The organism is Epibacterium sp. MM17-32 (assembly GCF_022348205.1).
Taxonomy (GTDB): domain Bacteria; phylum Pseudomonadota; class Alphaproteobacteria; order Rhodobacterales; family Rhodobacteraceae; genus Epibacterium.
Genome location: NZ_JAKRFC010000005.1, coordinates 65153 through 88114, shown reverse-complemented (window position 1 = coordinate 88114; position 22962 = coordinate 65153). Strand labels below are relative to the sequence as shown.

Sequence of the window (22962 nt, the reverse complement as noted above, 5' to 3'; positions counted from 1 at the left end):
GCGCTCTCCGGCTCCCTCTCCGGCGCCGCGTCCCCAGGGCGCCGCCGCGGCGGAGACCTCCACCCCGCAGATTTGAAAAACGCGGGAAGACAACAGGGACAATCATGAGTGACACAACTCAATCCGGCCCGGTCCTAGCGGCTGACGGTACGCCGTTGAAGCGCAGCCTGGCCCGCGCGTTGAGGATGCAGAAAATGCGGGCCTTGATGCTGATCGCGCCGCTTCTGGTCTTCATCCTCCTCACCTTCATTCTCCCGATCGCGGATATGTTGTTCCGCTCGGTCGAGAACCGAATCGTGTCAGACACGCTTTCCGAAACCGTGGTGACCCTGAAAGACTGGGATGCCCTCGGTGACGAGGCTCCGGGCGAGGCGGTGTATGAGAGTCTCTATTATGATCTCTTCGTTGCTGCGGAAGCCAAGGAACACACCAAGCTCGGCACGCGTCTGAACTATGAGGAAACCGGGATTTCATCTCTGTTCCGCGGCAGCGGGCGCAAGGTTGATGACGTTGGTGAGGACCACGTCAAGGCCATCGAACGCGCCAATGATGGTGCTCTGAAGGACGAGGCGCTCTGGTTTGAAATCATGACCGGGGGCAGCAGCGCCGAGGGCAACACCGGCCTTCTGGACGCGCAGCGGGCCAAGCTCAGCCAGCTGACCGGTGACAGCTTTGCCGGCGATATTGGCTTTGTGCCAGGCGCCGAGATCAGCGCACTCTTTCCCCGCATGGCGACAGCCTACACGGATTTTGCTCTGTTCACGGCAATCGCGGAAGAGGATGTCGTCGCTGAAGAAGATCCTTGGGAAACCGTTTTTGTGGCCTTTGCCACCGCCGTTCAGTCGGCTGACGGTGCGGAAAAGCTCGCAAGCTACACGGGCCCGGGCGCAGCCGAGTTGACGGCCGCAGCCGAGGCACTGGCGGAGTTGGAGCCGATTTCCTTTAAGGCCGCCTTTCTCGACATGGATGAGGATTGGGGCGATCTGGGCAACTGGCGCACCATCCAGACCTACAGCCCCAATTACACCAGCGGGTATTTCCTGAACTCCATCGACATGCAGAAAGGCCCCGAAGGCGCAGAGCCGCGGCCCGAGAACCAGCAGATCTATATCACGCTGTTCCAGCGGACTCTGGTCATGTCGCTGGTGATCACCGGGTCCTGCATTCTGCTGGGCTATCCGGTTGCTTGGATCCTGGCCAACCTGCCGACACGATCAGCCAATATCCTGATGATCCTGGTGCTGCTGCCGTTCTGGACCTCGCTTCTGGTCCGGACATCGGCCTGGAAGGTCATGCTGCAGCAACAGGGGGTTATCAATGATGTGCTGGTCTGGCTGGGACTGGTCGATGACGCGGCGCGGCTGGTGATGATCAACAACCAGTTCGGCACTATCGTGGCGATGACCCACATCCTGCTGCCGTTCATGATCCTGCCGATGTATTCGGTGATGCAGACCATCAACCCGTCCTATCTGCGCGCGGCAAAGTCGTTGGGTGCGACCAACTGGACGGCGTTCTGGCGGGTGTATTTCCCGCAGTCGGTCCCGGGGATCGGCGCGGGGTCGATTCTCGTCTTCATTCTGGCGATCGGCTACTACATCACGCCCGAGATCGTGGGCGGCACCAAGGGGGTCTTTATCTCCAACCGGATTGCCTATCATATCTCGTCCTCGCTCAACTGGGGTCTGGCGGCGGCGCTCGGGAGTATCCTCCTGGCGGTCGTGCTGTTGCTCTACTGGGCCTATGACAAGATCGTCGGCATCGACAACGTGAAGCTGGGATAAACCAAATGGCACTGACACCTGTTCAAAACCAAACTCCCGCCTTCACCGCTGCTGTGTCCGCTGCCGCAGGGGGCTTCTTCGGCCTCTTCGTGGGCACGGCGCAGGGATCGGGCCTGCTCGGGCTTGTGATCGGCGCGGTTCTCCTGGGCGCTATGGGCTTTGTGTACTGCAACCTGCTGGCGCAGGAGAAACCCGTGCGTTGGGCCACAGTCGCCGTATTTGCAATCGCCGGGTTCCTGCTCGGCGGTCTGCCCGCCCTTGTGGTGGGGGCACTGTTCGGCTGGTTCGCGGGCTGGTTCATCTTCTGGCTCGCCACGTCGAGCTATCGCAAGCACCTGCCCCCCTATCTGACGCCCGGTCAGGTTCTGTGGTACTACAGCTTTCGGGTGATCTGCGGCGCGATCTTCGTGTTTCTGATCACGCCGATTCTGGTGGTGATGCCGCTCTCGTTCAACGCCGAGAACTTCTTTACCTTCACACCGGAAATGCTGCGGTTTGACCCGGAAGGCTATTCCCTCAAGCACTACCAGGATTTCTTCAGCAACGATGACTGGCAGCAGGCGCTGTGGAATTCGCTGCGGATTGCGCCTATGGCGACCTTCCTGTCGGTGAGCTTCGGCACGCTTGCGGCGATCGGCCTGAGCCAACCGCATGTGCCGTTCCGCCGGGCGATCATGGCGGTGCTGATCTCGCCGATGATCGTGCCGCTGATCATTTCGGCTGCGGGCATGTATTTCTTCTACAGCCGTATCGGTCTGCAGGGGACGTATTTCGGCGTTGTCCTGGCCCACGCCGCCCTCGGTATCCCCTTCGTCATCATTACGGTGACTGCGACTCTGGTGGGGTTTGATCGCTCCCTGACACGTGCCGCGGCGAATATGGGGGCCGGGCCGATCACCACTTTCTTCCGGGTGCAGATGCCGCTCATCCTGCCCGGCGTGATTTCCGGGGGGCTGTTTGCCTTCATCACCTCCTTTGACGAGGTTGTGGTGGTGCTCTTTGTCGGGTCTGCTGGCCAGAAAACACTGCCATGGCAGATGTTTACCGGCCTGCGCGAACAGATCTCGCCCACCATTCTGGCGGTGGCGACGATCCTTGTGGCGATCTCGATCTGCTTGCTGACCACGGTTGAGCTCTTGCGTCGCCGCAGTGAGCGTTTGCGCGGCATGAGCCCGAGCTGATCCACCTCATGACAAGAAAAAGCCCCGCCATCGAGCGGGGCTTTTTTGTGTGCAGGGGCTGAGCGCCCTGAGGGGGTATGGGGTGTTAGCGTAGCTTCTCCAGCAATGTCAGCGAGGCATAGCCGTCCGGCATCAACCCCTTGGCGCTTTGATAGGCGCGCACAGCGGCCACGGTCTTGGGTCCGATGCGCCCGTCGATGCCATCGGTGCTGAAACCGGCGCGTGTCAGACGTTGCTGCAATTCCTTACGCTCGGCAAAGGTCAATGCGCGATCTCCACGCGGCCAGCCGCCCTTGATCTTGTCGCCGCCGCGCAGCCGGTCGCTCAGGTGACCGACGGCGATCACATAGGCATCGGCCGTGTTGTAGCGCTCGATCACAGAGAAATTCTTGAAGATCATGAAGGCGGCACCCTTGCCGCCAGCCGGCAGCAGGATCGAGGCCTCACCATGGTTGGGCACCGGCTGGCCATTCATCGCACGCACACCAAGCCGAGCCCATGCCTCCGGACTTTTCTTGATCTTGCGGTTGGCCAGCGTGAAGTCGAAGGTGTCGGGCAGCGTCACTTCCACCCCCCAGGGCTGTCCGGAGACCCAGCCGAATTTCTTCAGATAGGCCGCGGTCGACGCGAGGGCATCCGTCGGGGTATCGGACCAGATGTCCCGCTTCCCGTCGCCGGTGAAATCCACCGCGTAATCGAGGTAGGATGTTGGGATAAACTGCGTGTGTCCCATTGCGCCGGCCCAGCTGCCGGTCATCTCCCGGGGCGCCACATCGCCGGATTGTAGGATCTTCAGCGCGGCAATCAGCTGCTCTTCGAAAAAGGCGCCGCGCCGACCATCAAAGGCGAGCGTAGCCAGGGAACGGATGATGTCCATATCTCCGCGAAAGCTGCCATAGCTGCTTTCCAGACCCCAGACGGCAACCACCACTTCCTTTTCGACCCCGTAATGCGCCTCTATCCGTGCCAGCGTATCCCGTTGGCCTTGAAGGGCCGCCTTGCCATTGCGCACACGACTGTCGGAGGCAGCACGATCTAGGTAATCCCAGATCGTTCTGGTGAACTCGGACTGGTTGCGGTCCCGCTCGATGACGGAGGCGTCATAGGTGACGCCGTCGAGCGCGCGGTTCAAGGTCTCCGGCCGAATGCCCTGTGCCTGCGCGCGGGAGGCGAAGTCGCTGAGCCAGGTTTTGAAGTGTACGTCTTTATCGTGGGCCGAGCGGGGGGCCGACAGCGCAGCTTCGGTCGTGGCGGCGACGCTGGTGCGTGCCACCGGACGAAGTGTGGTGGCGGTGGCGAGCTGAATGCGCGCCGCGTGCGCCTCGGGACCGGCGGGACGCGCCTGTGGCCGCGGCGTCTCCGTGAGGATTTGTTGTTCCGAAACGGCTGCTTGCGCCATCCATGCCGGGAGGGTGAACCCGACACATAGCGCTCTTTTAACCCAACTGCGCATTTTGAACCTCAACACCTGCTCTGTTTATTGACATCAACTGTAGCGTGACTGGGCCGCGGGCAAAAGAACTCAGACAGGCGTCGCCGCTCCTCAGCGTTCCTCTGCCTGTGGGCCACCCTCAGCCATAGGCCTGGCTGCGAAGATGGTCGAGCGCGGCGCGATAAAGCCGAACACGATGCGGGCGAAAGGACGTCTCCGTCACCTCAAGCCCCTGCATGCGATCCAGGCGAAACACCCGAAAGTCCCGACGCAGGAGGCACCATGCAATCAGCACCGAGGAATTGTCGAAGTAGACCAGTCCAAGCGGTTTCACCTGTCGCCATGTGCTTGCCCCTTTGGCGTCCACATAATCAAACCCCACCTCGCGCTCGTCCCACGTCGCCTGTCTCAGTTCGGCTGCATCCACCGTCGGGGCGTGCGGCGGCGCAAAGCTATGCGCAGAGAGGACCGCGTGCTGCAATCGGTCGGCCTGGCTCTTGGGCAGGCGGGCGCGCAGTTTTTTCAGGGCAGTGCGGGCCGCATCTGCCAGATCGGGATCGCCCTTCTGCTGAACCTCGCACAGGCCCAGCACCAGCGCCTCCAGTTCGGTGGCTCCAAACCCGAGCGGGGGCAGCGTTGCATCCTCGACAAGCGTGAAGCCAAATCCCGCGGCCCCGTCGATCACGGCCCCCAAGGCCCGGAGCGCGTCAATATCGCGATGGATGGTCCGACCAGAGACACCAAGATCCTGGGCGAGCTGTTCGGCCGTCACCGGTGGCGGTAGCTGGCGCAGGGTCTGCATCAGGCGAAAGAGGCGTTCTGTTCTGGTCATACCCTGCGTGTACCTGTCCCTGATGACAAAAACTGACAACAGGCCCGTGTAGCACATCCTCATCACATCCCAAATGGAGAGAGACGATGTTGACCCTATTGACCCACGGCGGTGGCGACGGTTTTTACAGCTACAGCATGTTTTGTACCAAAGCGGCGCTGCTGCTGCAGATGTCTGGTGAGGACTGGCAGCGGCAGGATGTGCACGACCCGGCAGATCTCGCACGGATGCCGCACAGCAAGCTTCCCGTGGTGCGGGACGAGAACGGTACCCTGATCCCCGACAGCGAAGGCATCCGTGGTTTCCTCGAAGACCGGGGCGCAGAGTTCGATACGGGTCTTAGTGCTGTGCAAAAAGGTCAGTCACGGGCGCTCATCCGCATGGTGGACGAGACGCTGTGGTTGCAGCTTATGTGTGCCCGCTGGCTCGAAGATGACGGCTGGGCGGGGATGTTGCAGACGGTTTTTGCCGGTGTACCTGAAGAGCCCGTCAACAGCTTTCGCGCCAAGGTGCTGGACGGTCTGCACTTCACGGGGCATTCGCGGTTCGACCGGGCGGAGCGTCTGCAGCGGCTGGAGCAGGATTTAACGGCGATTGAGAGTATCTTGGGCGATCAGCGTTTCTTGTTTGGGGATCAGATGACCGCCGCTGATTGCTCTGCCGCGCCGATGATTGAGGCCATGTCCCGTACACCTGCTGCGCCGCAGGTGGTGGCGGTGACACAGCGCCACGGGAACCTCTTGGCCTATGTGTCCCGTGTGCTGGAGCAGGGCGCGCTGACACTCCCGCAGGCGGCGTAGGTTTCGCGCAGTTGATGACGCCTTCTAGGGGCCGGGGGGGCTCCCGCGCGTCGCCTTTGCATTGAAATACAAGGGCGCCCCTTGGGCCGGGCAGGCCGCGCCGAAGGCGCGGCCTGCCCCCCGGCGATCCGCAAAGCGGAGCGCAAAACCTCTGGCGCGAACCCTGGAGGCGCGCGACGTGATCGGGTTATTTGCGTTTTCGGTTCACCTTGCGTTTTACCTTGGCCGCCTTGTGCTTTGATTTTGCGGCCTTGCTGCGAGACACGGTGCGGCCCGCCGGGCTGCGACGGCGACCGCCTTTGCCGGCATCGCCGCGCCCTTTTGGCAGTTCCGCATCTTCAAGGGCCAGCAATTCCAGCTCCAACCCGCCGGTCACCGGTGCAGCCTGGGTCAGACGCACCGTGACTCGTTGGCCGATGGCGATGATCAACCCGGTGTCAGACCCCATCAACGTTCCAGCCTGCGCGTCAAAATGGAAATACTCCCGTCCGATCGAGCGCACCGGCACCAGCCCATCGGCCCCGGTTTCATCCAGTTTCACAAAGGCGCCAAAGCGGGCAATGCCGGAGATCCGACCGGTGAACTCGTTGCCCACGCGTTCCGCCAGATAAGACGCAAGATAGCGGTCCGTGGTGTCGCGCTCCGCCAGCATCGAGCGCCGCTCGGTCGCGGAAATATGGGTCGCGGTGTCCTCCAGCCGCTCGACCTCGTCAGCCGAAAGCCCGTCTTTGCCCCACCCATGGGCCGTGATCAGCGCGCGGTGCACGATCAGGTCGGCATAGCGGCGGATCGGCGAGGTAAAATGCGCATAGTTGCGCAGCGCGAGACCAAAATGGCCGAAATTCTCCGGGTAGTAATAGGCCTGCTGCATCGATCGCAGCGTGGAGATATTGATCAGCTCCGCATCATCGGTTCCCGCGGCGGCATTCAGCAATGCGTTCAGATGCCGCGTTTGCAGCACCTGTCCTTTGGCAAGGTTCAGACCCGCCGCCTGTGCTGTGTCGCGCAGCGCGTCCAGTTTGTCCTGAGCGGGTTCTTCATGCACCCGGAACAACAGCGGCTGGCGCTTCTTGATCAGGGTTTCGGCGGCGGCCACATTGGCCAGCACCATGAATTCCTCGATCAGCCGGTGCGCATCGAGGCGATCACGGAAATTGACCGAGGCCACCTTGCCCTTGTCGTCGAGCACGATCTTGCGCTCTGGCAGGTCGAGATCCAGCGGCTGGCGCGCGCCACGGGCGGCTTTGAGCGCCTCATAGGCGGCATAAAGTGGTTTTATGACGTCTTCCAGGAACGGTTCCGTGCGCGCGGTGACGCGACCATCCACGGCGTCTTGCACCTCGCCGTAGTGCAAGGAGGCCTGCGATTTCATCAGGCCGCGCACAAAGCGGTGCGCGATCTTGTTGCCCTCGGCGTCGATCTGCATGCGCACAGCCAGACAGGGACGTGGCACACCCTCGTGCAGAGAACAGAGATCGCCCGAAAGCCGGTCCGGCAGCATCGGTACCACCCGATCAGGGAAATAGCTGGAATTGCCGCGTTTGCGTGCTTCGCGGTCCAGCGCCGAACCGGGCGTCACATAGGCCGCGACATCGGCGATCGCGACCCAGATCACGTGGCCACCGGGGTTCTTGGGATCGTCATCCGCATGGGCAAAGCAGGCGTCATCGTGGTCGCGGGCATCGGCAGGGTCGATGGTAATCAGCGGCAGATCGCGCAGATCTTCGCGCCTTTTGAGGCCCATCGGTTTGGCGCTGTCAGCCTCGGCAACAACCGCATCGGGGAAGTGATCGGGAATGCCATGCTGGTGGATTGCGATCAGCGACACCGCCTTGGGGGCGGACGGATCACCGAGCCGTTCGACGATGCGCGCTTTGGGCAAACCCATACGGGCCTTTGGTCCGGCAAGCTCGGCCTCGACCAATTCGCCGTCCTTGGCGCCATGCGTATTTGCTTCGGGCACTTGCCACTCGTTGGAGCCCGCCTTGTCGATGGGAACAATGCGCCCGCCTTCGGACCCCTGGCGATAAATACCCAGAATGCGCTTCGGGTTGGTCCCGATGCGACGGATCAGGCGAGCCTCATAGTTGTGATCCTCTTCCTGCACCACGGTCAGGCGCGCAAGGATACGGTCGCCCTCGCCCAGGGCCGGATCAGACGCACGCGGGATCACCATCACGATGGGTTCCACCCCTTCGCCATGCCATTCCAGCGGCTGGGCAAACAGATCGCCATTGTCATCGGGGGCTTTGACCAGCAGAACCGTGACCGGCGGCAAACGATCCGGGTCGGTGTAACTGCGCTTGCGCTTTTCCAGATGCCCTTCGGCCTCCAACTCCTTCAGGAGGCGTTTGAGGTCGATCCGCTCAGCGCCCTTGATGCCAAAAGCCTTGGCAATGTCACGTTTGGAGGTCTGTGTCGGGTGGGCGGAGATCCAGTCCAGAATCTCGGCCTTTGTGGGAATACGCGCCATAGATCTGCCGTAGCATGGCGCGCAGGGAACGTCATGCTGAAAACACCAAACGCCGGGCGGCGAAATATGGACCAACCTTTTTACCAGATGGCGCCTGCTGAGTGCCCTACAGAGGTTTTACCATATCCCGGTGATCTATACCCGCATCGAGGTAAACAGGCCCAAAGGCCTCAAAGCCAAGCTTCTCATAAAAACCAATGGCGTGGATCTGCGCACCGAGTTTGGCACGGGTGATCCCCTGCCGCTCTCTGGCAACGTCGACGCAAGCCTCGATCAGCCGTGCACCAAGCCCCGTACCCCGCGCGGATTTTACCACACAGACCCGCCCGATCTTGGCAATATCGCCTTGAAACACAATCCGCGCGGTTCCCACGGGTGTGCCATCCTGCGTCGCCAGAAGATGCGTGGCAGAGTCATCGAGCGTATCGCGCTCTTCCTCGGGGGGAACGCCCTGCTCTCGGACAAACACCTCGAAGCGCAGCTCCAGGCAGGTGTCGAGATCTTCCGTTTCCGCGATCAACAGGCTCATGCGAAGTAATCCGTCAGAATGCGAGTGTAGATGGCCTTCAGTTGATGGATCTGGGCGACCTCAACATTCTCATCCACCTGATGCATGGTTTTGCCCACGAGACCGAACTCCACGACCGGGCAATGCGCCTTGACGAAACGCGCGTCGGATGTGCCGCCGGTGGTCGATAGTTCTGGCACTTGGTTGGTTTCGGTCTGCACTGCCTTTGAGACCAGTTCCGACAGATCGCCGGGAGGGGTGATAAAACTCTCGCCAGAGATCTTGACGTCCATGTCGATCCTGAGACCGAACTCTTCGGCCACCTTGTCCGCTTCCTCTTGCAGCCAATCGGTGAGCGATGTGCCCGAGTGGAGATCATTGAAGCGGATATTGACTGCTGCGCGGCCTTGCGCAGGGATCACATTGGTCGCCGGATTGCCGGTATCAATGGTGACGATCGCCAGGGTGGAGGCGTCGAAATGCTCGGATCCCTCGTCAAGCTGATGGCTGGCGAGGCGATCCATCAGGCGCGACAGGCCATTCAAGGGATTGTTGGCACGATGCGGATAGGCCGAATGCCCCTGCACGCCCGTTACCGTGAACCATGCGGTCATGGAGCCACGGCGGCCGATCTTGATCATCTCGCCCATGTGATTGGGGCAGGTGGGTTCACCCACGAGGCAGACGGACATCTTTTCGCCTGTCTGGTCCATGTAATCGAGCAAAGCGGTGGTTCCATCTACCGCGTCGCCTTCTTCATCGCCGGTGATGGTCAGAACCACGGCGCCGTCGGGCGGTGTCTCGCGCACAAAGTCGATGGCGGCAGCAGCAAAGGCCGCAACGCCGGATTTCATGTCGGTGGTGCCCCGACCGTACATCACCCCATCGACCACGTCGGCGCCAAAGGGGTCGTGGGTCCATGCGGCCTCGTCACCGACGGGAACGACATCGGTGTGGCCGTTGAAGCCGAAGGTCTTGGCATGGCCCTTGTCGCCCCAGCGGGCAAAGAGGTTGCAGACGCCTCCGCGATCCATCCGGGTGCAGGTAAAGCCCGCATCACTCAGCAGTCGTTCCAGCAACACCAATGCGCCGCCCTCGACAGGTGTGACCGAAGGGCAGCGAACGAGGTCCGCGGTCAACTGGACGGGATCGGTGGCGGTCATGCGGGGTCCTCCTGAAATCATCGTCAGTGACCTAGCGCGAATTGCGGAGGCGGTGCAATTGTCATCGCGCTTTGCGGGGACCTGTGGCCGAAATGCTCGGGCAGTCGCATCGTGGGCAATCGTGCCCTGACAGGGCGCGCCGCGCGTGCTAGGGTGGAGGGAATAACAGACCGAGGCATGGAACGGGACGGCGACAAGATCGCCCGGACGTGCGACGAGCAGGACTACCAAAGCGAACAGAGGCGGACCGTTGGATCACCTGATTCACCGAACCCGATTGTCGCGCTGTGTCACCCTTCTGCGCCGCATGGCGTCCCTGACCGGGAACATCGGGACTGAAACTGAGGGACGCCCCGGGCACCAATAAGGCCGACGCATGCGCCACCCGCCCGGGGCACGACATAGATGCGCTGTGAGGTGTAGATGGCAGGATACAGACGGCACGATGTTGGTGCCCCGACTTGGGGGCATGCATGAGCTGGCTGGGCCTGTGGCACAATCAAGCGCAGGTGTTTGATCCTGCCGGATTGACGCCCGAAGGTGCGCAGCGCTGTCTGCTGTTGCGTGAACCGAACGCGCTGCTGGCGACCGGCGCGCTGGTGCTGGAGATCAGCCTGCCGGAACTGCGCAAACCCGAACCGCTGGTCTTGTTTGAGCGCGGCGGCGATTGGCCGGTGCGCTTCCAGGTCTCGGCGGTGCCTGGCGGCGGCATCAATCTGGTGCTGGAGCAATATGGCGCCGTGCTGCACAAAACCATGAACCCGACCAGACGGGGTCGCACCGACCAGGTGCGCCTGACCTACAGTTGGGATGCGCCAGCCTTTCGCGGTCAGTTGGCGCTGGAACATCTCGACGGTGGGCGGGCTGACATCATGCCGATCGACGCCCCGCGCCCGTGGCGGCTGGAGGATCTCCGGGCCCTGATGAGCGGCACGCCACAGTGCTACATTGCCCCTGATGTCGACTATATCGCGCTGTCAGATTGCCAGGAGCCGGTTGGCCCGATGCCGGGCCTGACGCCGGAGACGCCGCTGGCGACAGACACCGGGATGCGTCCGATCCGGGATCTGCGACGGGGCGATCTGCTACGCTGCGCCAGCGGTGCGCTGGTGCCGGTGCTGCATGTGATCCGCCGGCAGGTGCCTGCGCTGGGCAGCTTTCATCCCGTGCGGGTGCGGTCGCCCTATTTTGGTTTGGCGCAGGACATTGTGGTCGCGCCGTTCCAGCGCATGGTGCTGACGGGGTCAGATGTGGACTACCTGTTCGGCTGCGAGGCGGTGCTGGCGCCGGCCGAGACCCTAGCGGGCACGCGCACGGCGCATCCCGAGCCCGCCGCCGGTGCTTTGGCAACCTATATGCAGGTCATCTTGCCCGGGCATGAGGTGCCGATGGCGGCTGGACTGGGGGTCGAAAGCCTGTTCCTCGGCCGGATTCGCCGTGATCGACCAGCACTCGCCGCGAGCCTCCTTGCGGATCTGGACCGCAACAGCCTGCCGGAACATGCCCACCCGCGATATCCCGTGGTGCGCGCGTTTGATGCCGCAGTTCTGGCCGAACAGCGTACCGCCTGAGCGCTGGGGCTTGAGAATCACGGCGCAGCCCTTCTAAGGCAGGTCGGACATTGGATTCGAGACCTAGATCATGACCCTGCGTTCCCTTTGGTTCTGCCTGATAACAGTTCTGATGAGCCTGCCCGCGCTTCCGCTGCGTGCGCAGGAGCAGGTTGTTGTCAACACAGTCACGCGCCCGCCGTTCTCGATGCAGGTCGGTGGGCAGGACGTCGGCTTTACCATGGACCTGATGCGAGAGGTCGCGCGGCGCCTGACCTGGGACATCAAAATCAACCGTGTCGACAGTTTTGTGCAGATGCTCGAAGAGGTCGAGCGCGGCGAGGCGGACATGGCGGCGGCCAATATCTCGATCACGGCGGGGCGTGAGGCGGTCATGGACTTCAGCCAGCCCATCTTTGAGAGCGGCCTGCAAATCATGCTGCACGAGGATGACATATCAGAGCCGAGCCTGATTGCGGCGCTGTTGTCCTGGGACCTGTTTGCTGCCATCGGCATTGCCTTTGTGATCCTGTTGGTCGGGGGCATGCTGATGTGGATTTTCGAACGCCGCGCGCAGCCCTACTTTGATCGCCCGTTGAAAGAGGCATGGTTCCCGTCGTTCTGGTGGGCGCTCAACCTGGTTGTGAATGGCGGCTTTGAGGAACGGGTTCCGCGCAGTTTCCTCGGCCGCATCTTTGGCGTGCTGCTGGTGTTGTCCTCGCTGTTCGTGGTCTCCGTTTTCGTGGCCAAGATCACGGCCGCAATGACGGTCGAAGCGATCAACGGATCGGTCAATTCCGTCAACGATCTCTACGGCAAACGGGTCGGGACCATCCAGGGGTCGACCGCAGCGGGCTTTCTGGACCGGCGTGAAATCGACTATGTCGCCTTTCCGGGCCTGGGCGAGCTGCTAAAGGATTTCGAGGCCGGCGAAACCCGCATCGTCGTGTTCGATTCGCCCGTGCTGAACCACTATGTAAAGACCGATGGTGCGGGGATCGGGCATGTGATGGGGCGCAAGTTTCTGACCGAATACTACGGTATCATCTTCCCGCAGGGATCAGACCGGGTCGAGGCGGCCAATCGGGCGCTTTTGTCCATGCAGGAAGACGGCACCTACGAAACGCTCTATCGTAAATGGTTTGGCAGCCGGTCCTGAGCGCTCAGCAGTACTGGTCCGTCACCGCGGCCGCCGTGAACTTCAGTGCAAGGCGTCCGTGTCGCTGTCGTGCTGCAGTTCGTCCCCAAAAAACGGGGTCATCTGCGCGACGATCACCGCGTTTTCATCCAGCGCGCGCTGCATCAGATCGCGTTCTTCGTCCGCAATCTCGTGGCCCTCGGCTTCACGCTCGGCGAGCGTGCCGTAGCCGGTCACATCCAGCGGGGCGGTATCCGCCTGTTTCAGGATGGCGACGGTTTCGCGCACGGCTTCTGCCTCGTCGACGCCCGACGCATACACCATGAGCGCCGCGCCGGTTGCCCCGTCGGGCAGGCCATCGCCGTCTTTGCGGCCAATCTGGACGAGCAGCGTGTAGACCTGCTGGCGGGAGGGTTTTTTCTGGGTCATGGGCTTGCATTAGCTGGGCCAAGCGGGGAAGGTCAAACCAATTTGCATACAATTGTGCCCAATTCCTGCCCCGGTTTGACCATATTTGAAGCGCATCTAAAGGGCGCGTATGGGGAACCGCGTTTATAATCCTCGGTGTTGCGACCAATCTTGGTGATCATATTATGGCGACTGCTCAAGAACTGCCCGTAAATACAAATGCCTCAGCCGAGGAAATGGCCGAGGCAATGTTCGGCAATGGAATTTCCATTGAATCGGCCAGCTACACCGGTGCTGGCGGGGCTTCCGGTATCTACAGCGATGGCGATACGGTGGCTCCGGATGTCACGCCTTCGGACAGCGGTGTCATCCTGTCGACCGGCAACGCGACCGATTTCACCAACAGTTCGGGCACGACCAACACCAACACAACTGCAAGCACGACAACCCAGCATGGCACCGCAGGCGATTCGGATCTGGACGCGATCGCGGGCGGCACCACCTATGACGCGGCAGTGTTCGAGGCGGATTTTGTTCCCGAAGGTTCAACCCTGTCGATGCAGTTTGTGTTCTCTTCGGAGGAATACCTGGAATATGTCGGCTCCGGGTTCAACGATGCCGTTTCGGTTTGGGTCAATGGTGTCGAGGCGCAGCTTGTGGTGGGCGATGGGGACATCACCATCAACAACATCAACGATGGCTCGAACGAGAACCTCTATGTCGACAACCCGGAAGACGAGGACAATTACAACACCGAGATGGACGGCTTCACGGTCACGTTGAAGCTGACGGCCCCCGTCAATCCCGGTGAGGTCAATTCGATCAAGATCGCGATCGCCGATACCGGGGATGCGAGCTATGACTCCAACCTCCTGATCGCAGGCGATTCGATCCAGACCGCGCTGATCGCAGGCGATGACGATGTGTCATTGCAGGAAGGCACCACCACGACGCTGGATGTGCTGGCCAATGATGAGCAGGTCGACGGCACCCAGCTTACCATCACCCACATCAACAACCAGCCCGTGACCGCCGGCAGTTCGGTGACCCTCGCCAATGGCGAGATCGTCACGCTCAACGAAGATGGCACCTTTGACATCACCGGTCAGGATGACGTCGATGATGACGAGACCACGGTCTTTACCTACACGGTCGAAGACGATGACGGGAACTCCGATGTCGCGTTTGTCAATCTGACCACCACCCCGTGCTTTGTGGCGGGCACCCTGATCGAAACCACGCAGGGACCGGTCGCCGTCGAGGCGCTCGAAGTGGGTATGATGGTGCAGACGCGCGATCACGGGGCGCAGCCGATCCGCTGGATCGGGCGCAGTGAGCGGACTGCCTCCGGCAAGGATGCGCCGGTGCGGATCGCCGCCAATGCGCTGGGGCAGCATGACGAGATCGAACTGTCACCGAGCCATCGGGTGCTGTTGTGCTCGGCCTCAGCCGAGATGCTGTTCGGCCAGGACGAGGTGCTTGTGCCTGCGCATCACCTGATCAATGACAGCACCATCCGCCGGCGATCAGATGGGCAGGCTGTGACCTACTTCCACCTGTTGTTCGAGAAACACGAGATCATTCGTGGCAACGGGTTGGAGAGCGAAAGCTATCATCCCGGAGCCGCCAGCCTAAAAGGTCTGGACGCCGATACGCGGGCGGAATTCTTTGATCTCATGGGCGACAGCTGGCGCAGCTACAAGAACATGGCGCGCCCGACCCTGAAATCATACGAATCCCAGGTGCTTTTGGGCGATCTTCAGTAACGGCTGCGCATGCGGTAGCCGGGGTGAAAACTCATCCGGGCGAAGGTCACCGGCTGCGCCTGGAACCAAGTTGCACGCTCCATCTGGAACAAGGGCGCGCCGGGCGCACAGGACATATAGTCTGCGAGGGTGGCATCTGCGGCGCTGGCGAAAAAGCTGACCTCCGCATTGGAGAACGGTACCGCCGCCAGCAGCCATTCCCCCGGGGGCGTTTCCGAAAAATCCGCCATTTCGCTGTCCGGAACCGCGGCAATATTGATCCAGCGATCCTCGAACTGAAACGGCTGGCCATCGGCGTAATGCATTACGTCCATGTGCAGAACGCGGGCGTCAAAGGGCAGGTCCATTTGTGAGCTGAGCCAACCCGGCGCCGTCTGCACCTTACGAGAGACCAGCGCATAGCGATAGGTGGCGTTGCGCTCTTCCACAAGCCGGCGGGTGGTGGCGATTTCCAGTTTGGCCTGTTTGACCGGGAGCGTCGCAACCCGCGTGCCGCTCTTGCGCTTGCGGTCAATAATACCGCGGTCTGCAAGTTCGCGCAGTGCGCGGTTGACAGTGGCGCGGGCGCAGCCAAACTCTTCTGCCAGATCGGCCTCGGTCGGCAGGAGCGCGCCCTGATCCCAGACCCTTGCCTCGATCCGGCGCATAACCTCGTCACGTACGTCCTGAAAGCTGGTTTTCTTCTGTTGTTGCACTTCAGGGCTCCGCGCTGAATAATAACTCTGGCTAAATGCCATTATGTCTGCCTTAAATCGCACTTGTAAAGGAGAGCCCATGCGCTTTGACGCTGCGCAGATCGAACCGATGCCATGGAAGAACGGTGGCGGCACCACGCGAGAGCTTGCGGTGCGCAAAGGGGCGCGCGGCCTAATCTGGCGTCTGAGCCTTGCGGAGATTGCGCAGAATGGGCCGTTTTCTGCGTTTCCTGGGCTGTGGCGTGTTCATACCATCATCGCAGGCAAAGGGCTGTGTTTGCACGGTACAGACGCAGAGCGAGAGGCCAAGCCATTGACGCCGCTGGAGTTTGACGGAGGTTTGGCATTGGAGGCGCGGCTGATTGATGGCCCGTGCCGCGCCGTGAACGTGATCTTTGACCCACGGTACGTGCAGGTGAAGGCTCAGGTGCATCAAGGGGATTTTGCTGGGCAGGCGGGTGATCTGGCCTTTGTGATCGACGGCGCGTTGCACCTTGGCAGGGATCATTTCGTCGCCGCGCAAGGCTGCGAGCTGGAGGCACCGGCCCAAGGTGTAGTCGAGGGCACGGTGCTGCATGTTCAGATCAAAGCTTTGCAAGAAGCGATGTGATTGCCGTTCGGTAGGTTTTGACGATGGCGTCACGGGCGATGTGGTGTCCTTCTTGCACCATGTGACGACCGGCGGCCCAGACATCGGTGACAGTTTGGTCGTCAGCGGCAAAACACAATCCATCCAGAATTTGCGCCTCTGGCAAGCCAAACAGGGCGGGATGGTTTCGGTCAATCGCAACGAGATCCGCAAGTGCGCCAACCTCCAGCCGTCCGGCGTTCCGGCCAAGCGCCTGTGCCCCACCCTTGGCCGCGCCCAGATAGAGCGTTTCACCGACGGAGCCTTCGTGGGGAACCAGCACGTTGCGCGCCAGATCGCGGAGGCGTTGTGAGTATTCAAGCGTGCGCAACTCTTCGACCAATGAAATCCGCACGTTGGAATCCGAGCCAACGCCAAAGCGCCCGGCCTCCGCCAGAAACTCCGGTCCATTGAAGGGGCCATCGCCGAGGTTTGCCTCTGTCACGGGGCAGAGGCCCGCCACGGCGCCGGATCTTGCCATGCGCCGGGTCTCCTCTTCCGTCATATGGGTGGCATGGATCAGGCACCATTGGTCATCGACAGGTGCATTCGCGAGCAGCCATTCCACCGGGCGCGCGCCGAGCCATGCCTTGATCTCGGCCACCTCGCGCGGTTGTTCGGCGATGTGGATATGGATGGGGGTTTCGGCGGCGACCGGCAACACCGCGGCCAGATCCTCTGGGCAGGTGGCCCGCAAGGAATGCGGCGCGATACCGACGCGCGTGTCGCCCCCGAGCTCTTGCGCCGCCTCGCGGGCCTCGGTGACAAGACGCGAGAAACGCTCAACATCATTGCCAAACCGCAGCTGCCCGCCCGCAAGTGGCTGTCTTTCCGCACCGCCGTAGGTGTAGAGCACGGGCAGATGTGTGAGGCCGATGCCGGTGTGTTGAGCGCCCGCCATCACCCGCTGGCTGAGTTCGGTGAGGCTCTCATAGGGCGCACCGCCGGGCTGATGATGGACATAATGGAATTCGCCGACAGACGCATAGCCTGCCTCCAACATCTCCATGAAGGTCAGCGCCGCCACGGCCTCGTATTGTTCGGGGGTGAGGTGGTCGAGGAAGCGATACATCAGCTCCCGCCATGTCCAGAAACTGTCCTGCCCACCCGCGCGATACTCCGTGCGGCCAGCCATGGCGCGCTGAAAGCTATGAGAATGCAGGTTCGCAAGTGCGGGCAGCAAGACATCGACGCGCGTATCGCCGGGTGCGGCGATGGCGGCGCTCTCGATGCGTGTGATGCTGCCGCCCTCAACGGTCAGGCGGACATCCTGAACCCAGCCCTCGGGCAGGCAGGCGGTTGCGGCAAAAATTGTCTGCATCTGGCCCTCTTATGTATAGACATAATGAGAATAAGCGCATACCGTTTGTGGAGCAAGAGGATTCTGAGGGGGCGAGATGCGCGACAAATACGTGTTGAGTGGAGCCAGGCTGGCAACGATGGAGCCGGGCGCGCCATATGGGATGATCGAAGCGGGGGCGGTCGCCATCGATCACGCTGCAATCGTCTGGTGCGGTCCTGAAGACTCCCTTCCGGCGGAGTATAAGAATTGGCCGCATGAGGATCTGGGCGGACGGCTGGTGACGCCGGGGCTGATCGATTGCCATACGCATATTGTCTTTGGCGGTGACCGCGCTGGCGAGTTTGAAATGCGCCTCAATGGGGCGAGCTATGAAGAGGTCGCAAAGGCGGGTGGCGGTATCGTATCCACGGTGACGGCAACCCGGTCGGCGGATCTGGACGCACTTGTTGCTGGCGCACTGCCCCGTCTGGATGCGCTGCTTGCTGAGGGGGTGACCTCGGTCGAGGTGAAATCCGGCTATGGGCTTGATCGCGAGACCGAACTTAACATGCTGCGCGCGGCGCGCCGTTTGGGCGAACTGCGGGATGTAACGGTCAAGACCACTTTCCTCGGCGCGCATGCGGTCCCGGCGGAATATGCAGGCCGTGCGGATGAATATCTGGATGAGGTCTGCCTGCCGACATTGCGCGCTGCATATGCCGAGGGACTGGTGGATGCGGTGGATGGCTTTTGCGAGGGCATCGCCTTTTCTGCCGAACAGATGGCGCGTGTCTTTGATGTTGCGGCCGAGCTGGGTCTGCCGGTGAAGCTCCACGCTGAACAGTTGTCCCATCAAGGGGGCAGCAAGCTGGCGGCGGACCGCGGCGCATTGTCCGTCGATCACGTGGAATACGCGACCGAGGAAGACGCCCGCGCGATGGCGGCCTCCGGATCTATTGCTGTGCTCTTGCCCGGTGCTTTCTACACGATCCGGGAAACGCAATTGCCGCCGATGGAGCATTTCCGCGCCCATGGCGTGCCCATGGCTTTGGCGACCGATTGCAACCCCGGCTCCTCACCGCTGACCTCGTTGCTCCTGACGCTCAACATGGGCTGCACCCTGTTCCGGCTGACACCCGAAGAGGCATTGGCAGGGGTAACGACACATGCGGCTCGCGCGCTGGGCCTGTCGGATCGGGGACGTATCGCGCCCGGTCTGCGCGCAGATCTTGTGGTCTGGGACGTCGCCCGCCCGGCGGAACTGGCCTATCGCATTGGATTTAACCCGCTGCATGCCCGCGTCATGGGCGGCAAACTGGAGGTTCGCACATGATTGAGATGATCCCCGGCACCGTAACCCTCGCCACGTTGGAGCAGATCTGGCGCAATGGCACCCCCGCACGTCTGGCAGCCTCTGCCCGCGCAGGTGTCGAAGCGGCAGCCGCGATGGTGGCCGAGGCCGCCGCTGGCGAGGCGCCTGTCTATGGCATCAACACCGGATTTGGCAAACTGGCCTCGACCAAGATTGCATCCGAAGATACCGCGACACTTCAGCGGAACCTGATCCTCAGCCATTCCTGCGGCGTCGGTGAGCCATTGGCCGAAGACAAAGTGCGGTTGATGATGGTGTTGAAGCTCTTGTCGCTTGGACGCGGTGCCTCAGGTGTGCGCTGGTTGGTCATCAACCAAATTGAGGAGATGCTGGCGCGTGGGGTGACCCCGGTTGTGCCGTCGCAAGGATCTGTGGGCGCATCGGGCGACCTTGCTCCGCTGGCGCATATGACTGCGGCGATGATTGGTGAGGGTGAGGCGACGTTTGAAGGCGAGCGCCTGTCCGGAGCCGAAGCGCTGAAACGCGCCGGCCTGCACCCCATCGTGCTGGGGCCGAAAGAAGGTCTCGGCCTGATCAACGGAACGCAGTTCTCGACCGCTTGCGCGCTGGCTGGGCTGTTTCAGGCGCTGGATCTGGCGCGGGCATCCATGGCAATTGCGTCTCTGACGACCGATGCGATCATGGGTTCTACCGCACCGCTGGTGGCCGACATCCACACGCTGCGTGGTCATGCGGGGCAGATCGATGTGGCGCAGGTGATGCGCGACATCATGGACGGGTCGGAAATTCGGGAAAGCCACCGTGAGGGCGACACCCGTGTACAAGATCCCTATTGCATCCGCTGTCAGCCGCAGGTGGTGGGCGCGGCGCTTGACGTGCTGCGCATGGCCGCGCGCACGCTGGAGATTGAGGCCAACGCGGTGACCGATAACCCGCTGGTGCTGGTCGAGGCTGGTCGGATTGTTTCGGGCGGCAACTTCCACGCCGAATATGTGGGCTTCGCTGCCGATCAGATTGCGCTCGCTGTGGCCGAGATCGGCGCGATTGCACAGCGCCGGGTCGCCTTGATGGTCGATCCGACCCTGAGCCATGATCTGCCGCCCTTCCTGACGCCGAACCCCGGCCTGAACTCCGGTTTCATGATCGCCGAGGTCACCACCGCGGCGCTGATGAGCGAGAACAAGCATCTGGCAAACCCCTGCGTGACCGATTCCACGCCGACCTCTGCCAACCAGGAAGATCATGTATCCATGGCGGCCCACGGCGCGCTGCGCCTAGCGAAGATGACAGCGAACCTCTCGGTGATCCTCGGGGTGGAAATGCTCTGCGCCGCGCAGGGTGTGGAGGCGCGCGCGCCGCTCAAAACCTCCGCCCGGTTGCAGGATTTGCTGACCATGCTGCGCGGTGAAATCCCCAGCCTGGGCGAAGATCGTTATCTCGCACCCGAGATCGAAGCCGCCAGCGCCATGGTGCGTGCCGGTCGCGTGGCTCAGGCCGCAGGCGTGGAGGTCGCGATATGATCGAGGTTACGCAAGGTTCCTCGCCGCTGGTCCTTGGTCTGCCGCATACGGGGACCGAGGTGCCTGCAGAGGTGGCCAAGGATCTGAACGAACGTGGTCATGGTCTTGCCGATACGGACTGGCATATTCACGACCTGTATGCGGATCTGGTGGAGGGTGTGACCACCGTGCGCACCCCCATCCATCGCTATGTGATCGACGTGAACCGTGATCCCGCAGGCGTCAGCCTTTATCCCGGCCAGAACACCACCACGCTGGTGCCGCTGACAGATTTTGATGGCAATCCGATCTGGACTCGTGAGCCGGATGAGGTGGAAATCGCCCGCCGCCGCGAGAGCTATCACGCGCCCTATCATGCCGCGCTCACGGCAGAGATGGAGCGGGTGGCAGGCATCCACGGCTTTGCCATTCTGTATGATTGCCACTCGATCCGGGGTGACATTCCGTACCTGTTTGATGGCCGCCTGCCGGATTTCAACGTCGGCACCAACCTCGGCACCACCTGCGCGCGCGATCTTGAGGTGATGGTCTTTAATCACTGTCAGCGTGCGGAAGGGTATTCTTCTGTGCTGAATGGTCGTTTCAAGGGGGGCTGGACCACGCGCCACTATGGACGTCCCGACGAGGGCTGGCACGCGATCCAGATGGAACTCGCCCAAGCCACCTATTGCGACGAGACCCCGCCCTGGAGCTATGACCCCGCACGCGCCGACCGGCTGCGCACACATCTGACCCAAATTCTCACCGATCTGACTGAATGGAGGCCCGCATGAGCGATCCCCGCAAGAACACCCGCGACATCTATCCGGCCACTGGCACCGAGATCACCGCAAAGTCCTGGCTGACCGAGGCACCAATCCGGATGCTGATGAACAACCTGCACCCCGATGTGGCTGAAAACCCGCATGAATTGGTGGTCTACGGCGGTATTGGCCGCGCCGCACGCACCTGGAAGGATTTCGACCTGATCGTCGAGACGCTGAAGAATCTGGATGAAGATCAGACCTTGATGGTGCAGTCGGGTAAGCCAGTTGGCGTTTTCCAGACCCACAAGGACGCGCCTCGTGTGTTGATTGCAAACTCCAATCTGGTGCCGCATTGGGCCAATTGGGATCATTTCAACGAGCTCGATAAAAAAGGCCTGATGATGTACGGCCAGATGACCGCCGGGTCCTGGATCTACATCGGCACCCAAGGCATCGTGCAGGGCACCTATGAGACATTTGCCGAGGCAGGCCGTCAGCACTACGGGGGCGATCTGACCGGCAAATGGATTTTGACCGGTGGTCTCGGCGGCATGGGCGGTGCACAGCCGCTGGCGGCTGTTTTTGCTGGTGCCTGCTGCCTGGCGGTGGAGTGTAACCCCGACTCGATCGATTTCCGCCTGCGGACCAAATACCTCGACGAAAAGGCCGAGACGCTGGACGAGGCGCTGGAGATGATCGACCGCTGGACCAAGGCGGGCGAGGCGAAATCCGTGGGCCTCTTGGGAAATGCGGCGGACGTCTTTGCCGAACTGGTGGAGCGCGCCAAAGCGGGCGGCATGCGCCCCGATATCGTCACCGACCAGACCTCCGCGCATGACCCGGTCAATGGCTACCTACCGCAGGGCTGGACCATGGCGCAGTGGAAAGAGAAGCGCGAGACCGACAAGAAGGCAGTCGAGAAAGCCGCGCGTGCCTCGATGCGGGTGCAAGTTGAGGCGATGGTGGCGTTCCACGATATGGGCGTCCCCACAGTCGATTATGGCAACAATATCCGTCAGATGGCGCTGGAAGAGGGCTTTGAGAACGCCTTTGCCTTCCCCGGTTTTGTGCCCGCCTATATTCGTCCGCTGTTCTGCCAGGGTATCGGCCCGTTCCGCTGGTGTGCGCTGTCGGGTGATCCCGAGGACATCAAGAAGACCGACGCCAAGATGAAGGAGCTGTTCCCCGAGAACGAGCACCTGCATCGCTGGCTCGACATGGCGGATGAGCGGATCGCCTTTCAGGGCCTGCCGGCTCGGATCTGCTGGATTGGTCTGGGCGACCGCCACAAGGCTGGCCTCGCGTTCAATGAGATGGTGCGCAATGGCGAGTTGTCCGCACCGGTTGTGATTGGCCGCGACCACCTCGACTCTGGTTCCGTGGCATCGCCGAACCGTGAGACCGAGGCGATGATGGATGGCTCTGACGCGGTGTCGGATTGGCCGCTGTTGAACGCACTGCTGAACACCGCATCTGGCGCGACATGGGTGTCGCTGCACCACGGCGGCGGCGTCGGCATGGGCTTTTCGCAGCACTCCGGCGTGGTGATCTGCTGTGACGGAACCGAGGATGCAGATCGTCGCATCGGTCGCGTTCTGTGGAACGATCCAGCCACGGGCGTCATGCGGCATGCGGATGCGGGATATGACATCGCAAAGGATTGTGCCAAGGAACATGGCCTGAACCTGCCCGGCATCCTTGGCTGACCGTGCGGGCCCACATT

At 61.8% G+C, this 22962-nt stretch carries 19 protein-coding genes; 11 read left to right on the top strand and 8 right to left on the bottom strand.

Annotated elements, in window-relative coordinates; genetic code table 11:
- The first annotated feature begins 104 nt into the window (after window positions 1-104).
- Both MHM88_RS10045 and MHM88_RS10040 read left to right on the top strand, forming a co-directional pair.
- Window positions 105-1784 (top strand): ABC transporter permease, encoded by a 1680-nt coding sequence (locus tag MHM88_RS10045; RefSeq protein WP_239363936.1) that lies wholly within the window; start codon window positions 105-107, stop codon window positions 1782-1784.
- A 5-nt stretch (window positions 1785-1789) separates the two neighbouring features.
- Complete coding sequence (locus MHM88_RS10040; RefSeq protein ID WP_239322141.1) at window positions 1790-2965, top strand: ABC transporter permease; 1176 nt, start codon at window positions 1790-1792, stop codon at window positions 2963-2965.
- A gap of 85 nt (window positions 2966-3050) precedes the next feature.
- Here MHM88_RS10040 and MHM88_RS10035 read toward each other — a convergent pair whose 3' ends face one another.
- Together MHM88_RS10035 and MHM88_RS10030 are read right to left on the bottom strand one after the other, a co-directional pair.
- Window positions 3051-4418 carry a lytic murein transglycosylase gene (locus tag MHM88_RS10035; RefSeq protein WP_239363934.1) on the bottom strand — a complete coding sequence of 456 codons (1368 nt, stop codon included), beginning with the start codon at window positions 4416-4418 and terminating at the stop codon, window positions 3051-3053.
- A gap of 118 nt (window positions 4419-4536) precedes the next feature.
- Window positions 4537-5229, bottom strand: coding sequence for a YafY family protein (locus MHM88_RS10030; RefSeq protein ID WP_239363932.1), 693 nt, complete (start codon window positions 5227-5229; stop codon window positions 4537-4539).
- Between the two features lie 86 nt (window positions 5230-5315).
- Here MHM88_RS10030 and MHM88_RS10025 point away from each other — a divergent pair, with 86 nt between their 5' ends.
- Complete coding sequence (locus MHM88_RS10025) at window positions 5316-6029, top strand: glutathione S-transferase family protein (RefSeq protein ID WP_239363929.1); 714 nt, start codon at window positions 5316-5318, stop codon at window positions 6027-6029.
- Window positions 6030-6216: 187 nt separating this feature from the next.
- Here the strand turns inward: MHM88_RS10025 and rnr are convergent, their stop codons facing one another.
- The 3 genes from rnr to dapE all read right to left on the bottom strand — a co-directional run bounded on the left by rnr (window position 6217) and on the right by dapE (window position 10173).
- Window positions 6217-8502, bottom strand: a complete 2286-nt coding sequence (gene rnr / locus MHM88_RS10020) for a ribonuclease R (protein WP_239363927.1) — start codon at window positions 8500-8502, stop codon at window positions 6217-6219.
- A 106-nt stretch (window positions 8503-8608) separates the two neighbouring features.
- On the bottom strand, window positions 8609-9031 hold the full coding sequence (locus MHM88_RS10015) for a GNAT family N-acetyltransferase (protein WP_239363919.1): 423 nt from the start codon (window positions 9029-9031) through the stop codon (window positions 8609-8611).
- The gene (gene dapE, locus MHM88_RS10010; protein ID WP_239363910.1) at window positions 9028-10173 is read right to left on the bottom strand and encodes a succinyl-diaminopimelate desuccinylase; all 1146 of its coding nucleotides are present in this window, start codon (window positions 10171-10173) and stop codon (window positions 9028-9030) included. The genes MHM88_RS10015 and dapE overlap by 4 nt, the downstream gene beginning before the upstream one ends.
- A 473-nt stretch (window positions 10174-10646) precedes the next feature.
- Here dapE and MHM88_RS10005 point away from each other — a divergent pair, with 473 nt between their 5' ends.
- A complete protein-coding gene (locus MHM88_RS10005) occupies window positions 10647-11744 on the top strand; it encodes a Hint domain-containing protein (protein ID WP_239363905.1) in 1098 nt (365 codons plus the stop codon).
- A 70-nt stretch (window positions 11745-11814) separates the two neighbouring features.
- Window positions 11815-12882 carry a transporter substrate-binding domain-containing protein gene (locus MHM88_RS10000; RefSeq protein ID WP_239363903.1) on the top strand — a complete coding sequence of 356 codons (1068 nt, stop codon included), beginning with the start codon at window positions 11815-11817 and terminating at the stop codon, window positions 12880-12882.
- 42 nt (window positions 12883-12924) lie between these two features.
- On the opposite strand, the gene MHM88_RS09995 is transcribed toward MHM88_RS10000, so the two are convergent.
- Window positions 12925-13290: a hypothetical protein gene (locus MHM88_RS09995; RefSeq protein WP_239322132.1), complete on the bottom strand. Its 366-nt coding sequence runs from the start codon at window positions 13288-13290 to the stop codon at window positions 12925-12927.
- Between the two features lie 164 nt (window positions 13291-13454).
- Here MHM88_RS09995 and MHM88_RS09990 point away from each other — a divergent pair, with 164 nt between their 5' ends.
- Window positions 13455-15035, top strand: coding sequence for a choice-of-anchor L domain-containing protein (locus MHM88_RS09990; protein WP_239363901.1), 1581 nt, complete (start codon window positions 13455-13457; stop codon window positions 15033-15035).
- Here MHM88_RS09990 and MHM88_RS09985 read toward each other — a convergent pair.
- Window positions 15029-15772, bottom strand: a complete 744-nt coding sequence (locus MHM88_RS09985) for a GntR family transcriptional regulator (protein ID WP_239363898.1) — start codon at window positions 15770-15772, stop codon at window positions 15029-15031. The genes MHM88_RS09990 and MHM88_RS09985 overlap by 7 nt on opposite strands.
- Before the next feature lie 37 nt (window positions 15773-15809).
- Between MHM88_RS09985 and MHM88_RS09980 the strand changes: the two genes are divergently transcribed.
- Window positions 15810-16340, top strand: a complete 531-nt coding sequence (locus MHM88_RS09980) for a HutD family protein (RefSeq protein WP_239363895.1) — start codon at window positions 15810-15812, stop codon at window positions 16338-16340.
- Here MHM88_RS09980 and MHM88_RS09975 read toward each other — a convergent pair.
- Window positions 16315-17679, bottom strand: a complete 1365-nt coding sequence (locus MHM88_RS09975) for a formimidoylglutamate deiminase (protein WP_239363892.1) — start codon at window positions 17677-17679, stop codon at window positions 16315-16317. The two genes, MHM88_RS09980 and MHM88_RS09975, sit on opposite strands and share 26 nt — an antisense overlap.
- 76 nt (window positions 17680-17755) lie before the next feature.
- On the opposite strand from MHM88_RS09975, the gene hutI reads away from it, so the two are divergent.
- From hutI to hutU, 4 genes are read left to right on the top strand one after another with little or no spacing between them, the layout of a single operon-like run.
- Complete coding sequence (gene hutI / locus MHM88_RS09970; RefSeq protein WP_239363890.1) at window positions 17756-18973, top strand: imidazolonepropionase; 1218 nt, start codon at window positions 17756-17758, stop codon at window positions 18971-18973.
- The gene (hutH, locus tag MHM88_RS09965; protein WP_239363888.1) at window positions 18970-20493 is read left to right on the top strand and encodes a histidine ammonia-lyase; all 1524 of its coding nucleotides are present in this window, start codon (window positions 18970-18972) and stop codon (window positions 20491-20493) included. The genes hutI and hutH overlap by 4 nt, the downstream gene beginning before the upstream one ends.
- On the top strand, window positions 20490-21266 hold the full coding sequence (gene hutG, locus MHM88_RS09960; RefSeq protein WP_239363886.1) for an N-formylglutamate deformylase: 777 nt from the start codon (window positions 20490-20492) through the stop codon (window positions 21264-21266). Before hutH ends, hutG begins: the two co-directional genes overlap by 4 nt.
- Complete coding sequence (hutU, locus tag MHM88_RS09955; RefSeq protein WP_065321445.1) at window positions 21263-22945, top strand: urocanate hydratase; 1683 nt, start codon at window positions 21263-21265, stop codon at window positions 22943-22945. The genes hutG and hutU overlap by 4 nt, the downstream gene beginning before the upstream one ends.
- Window positions 22946-22962 lie beyond the last annotated feature (17 nt).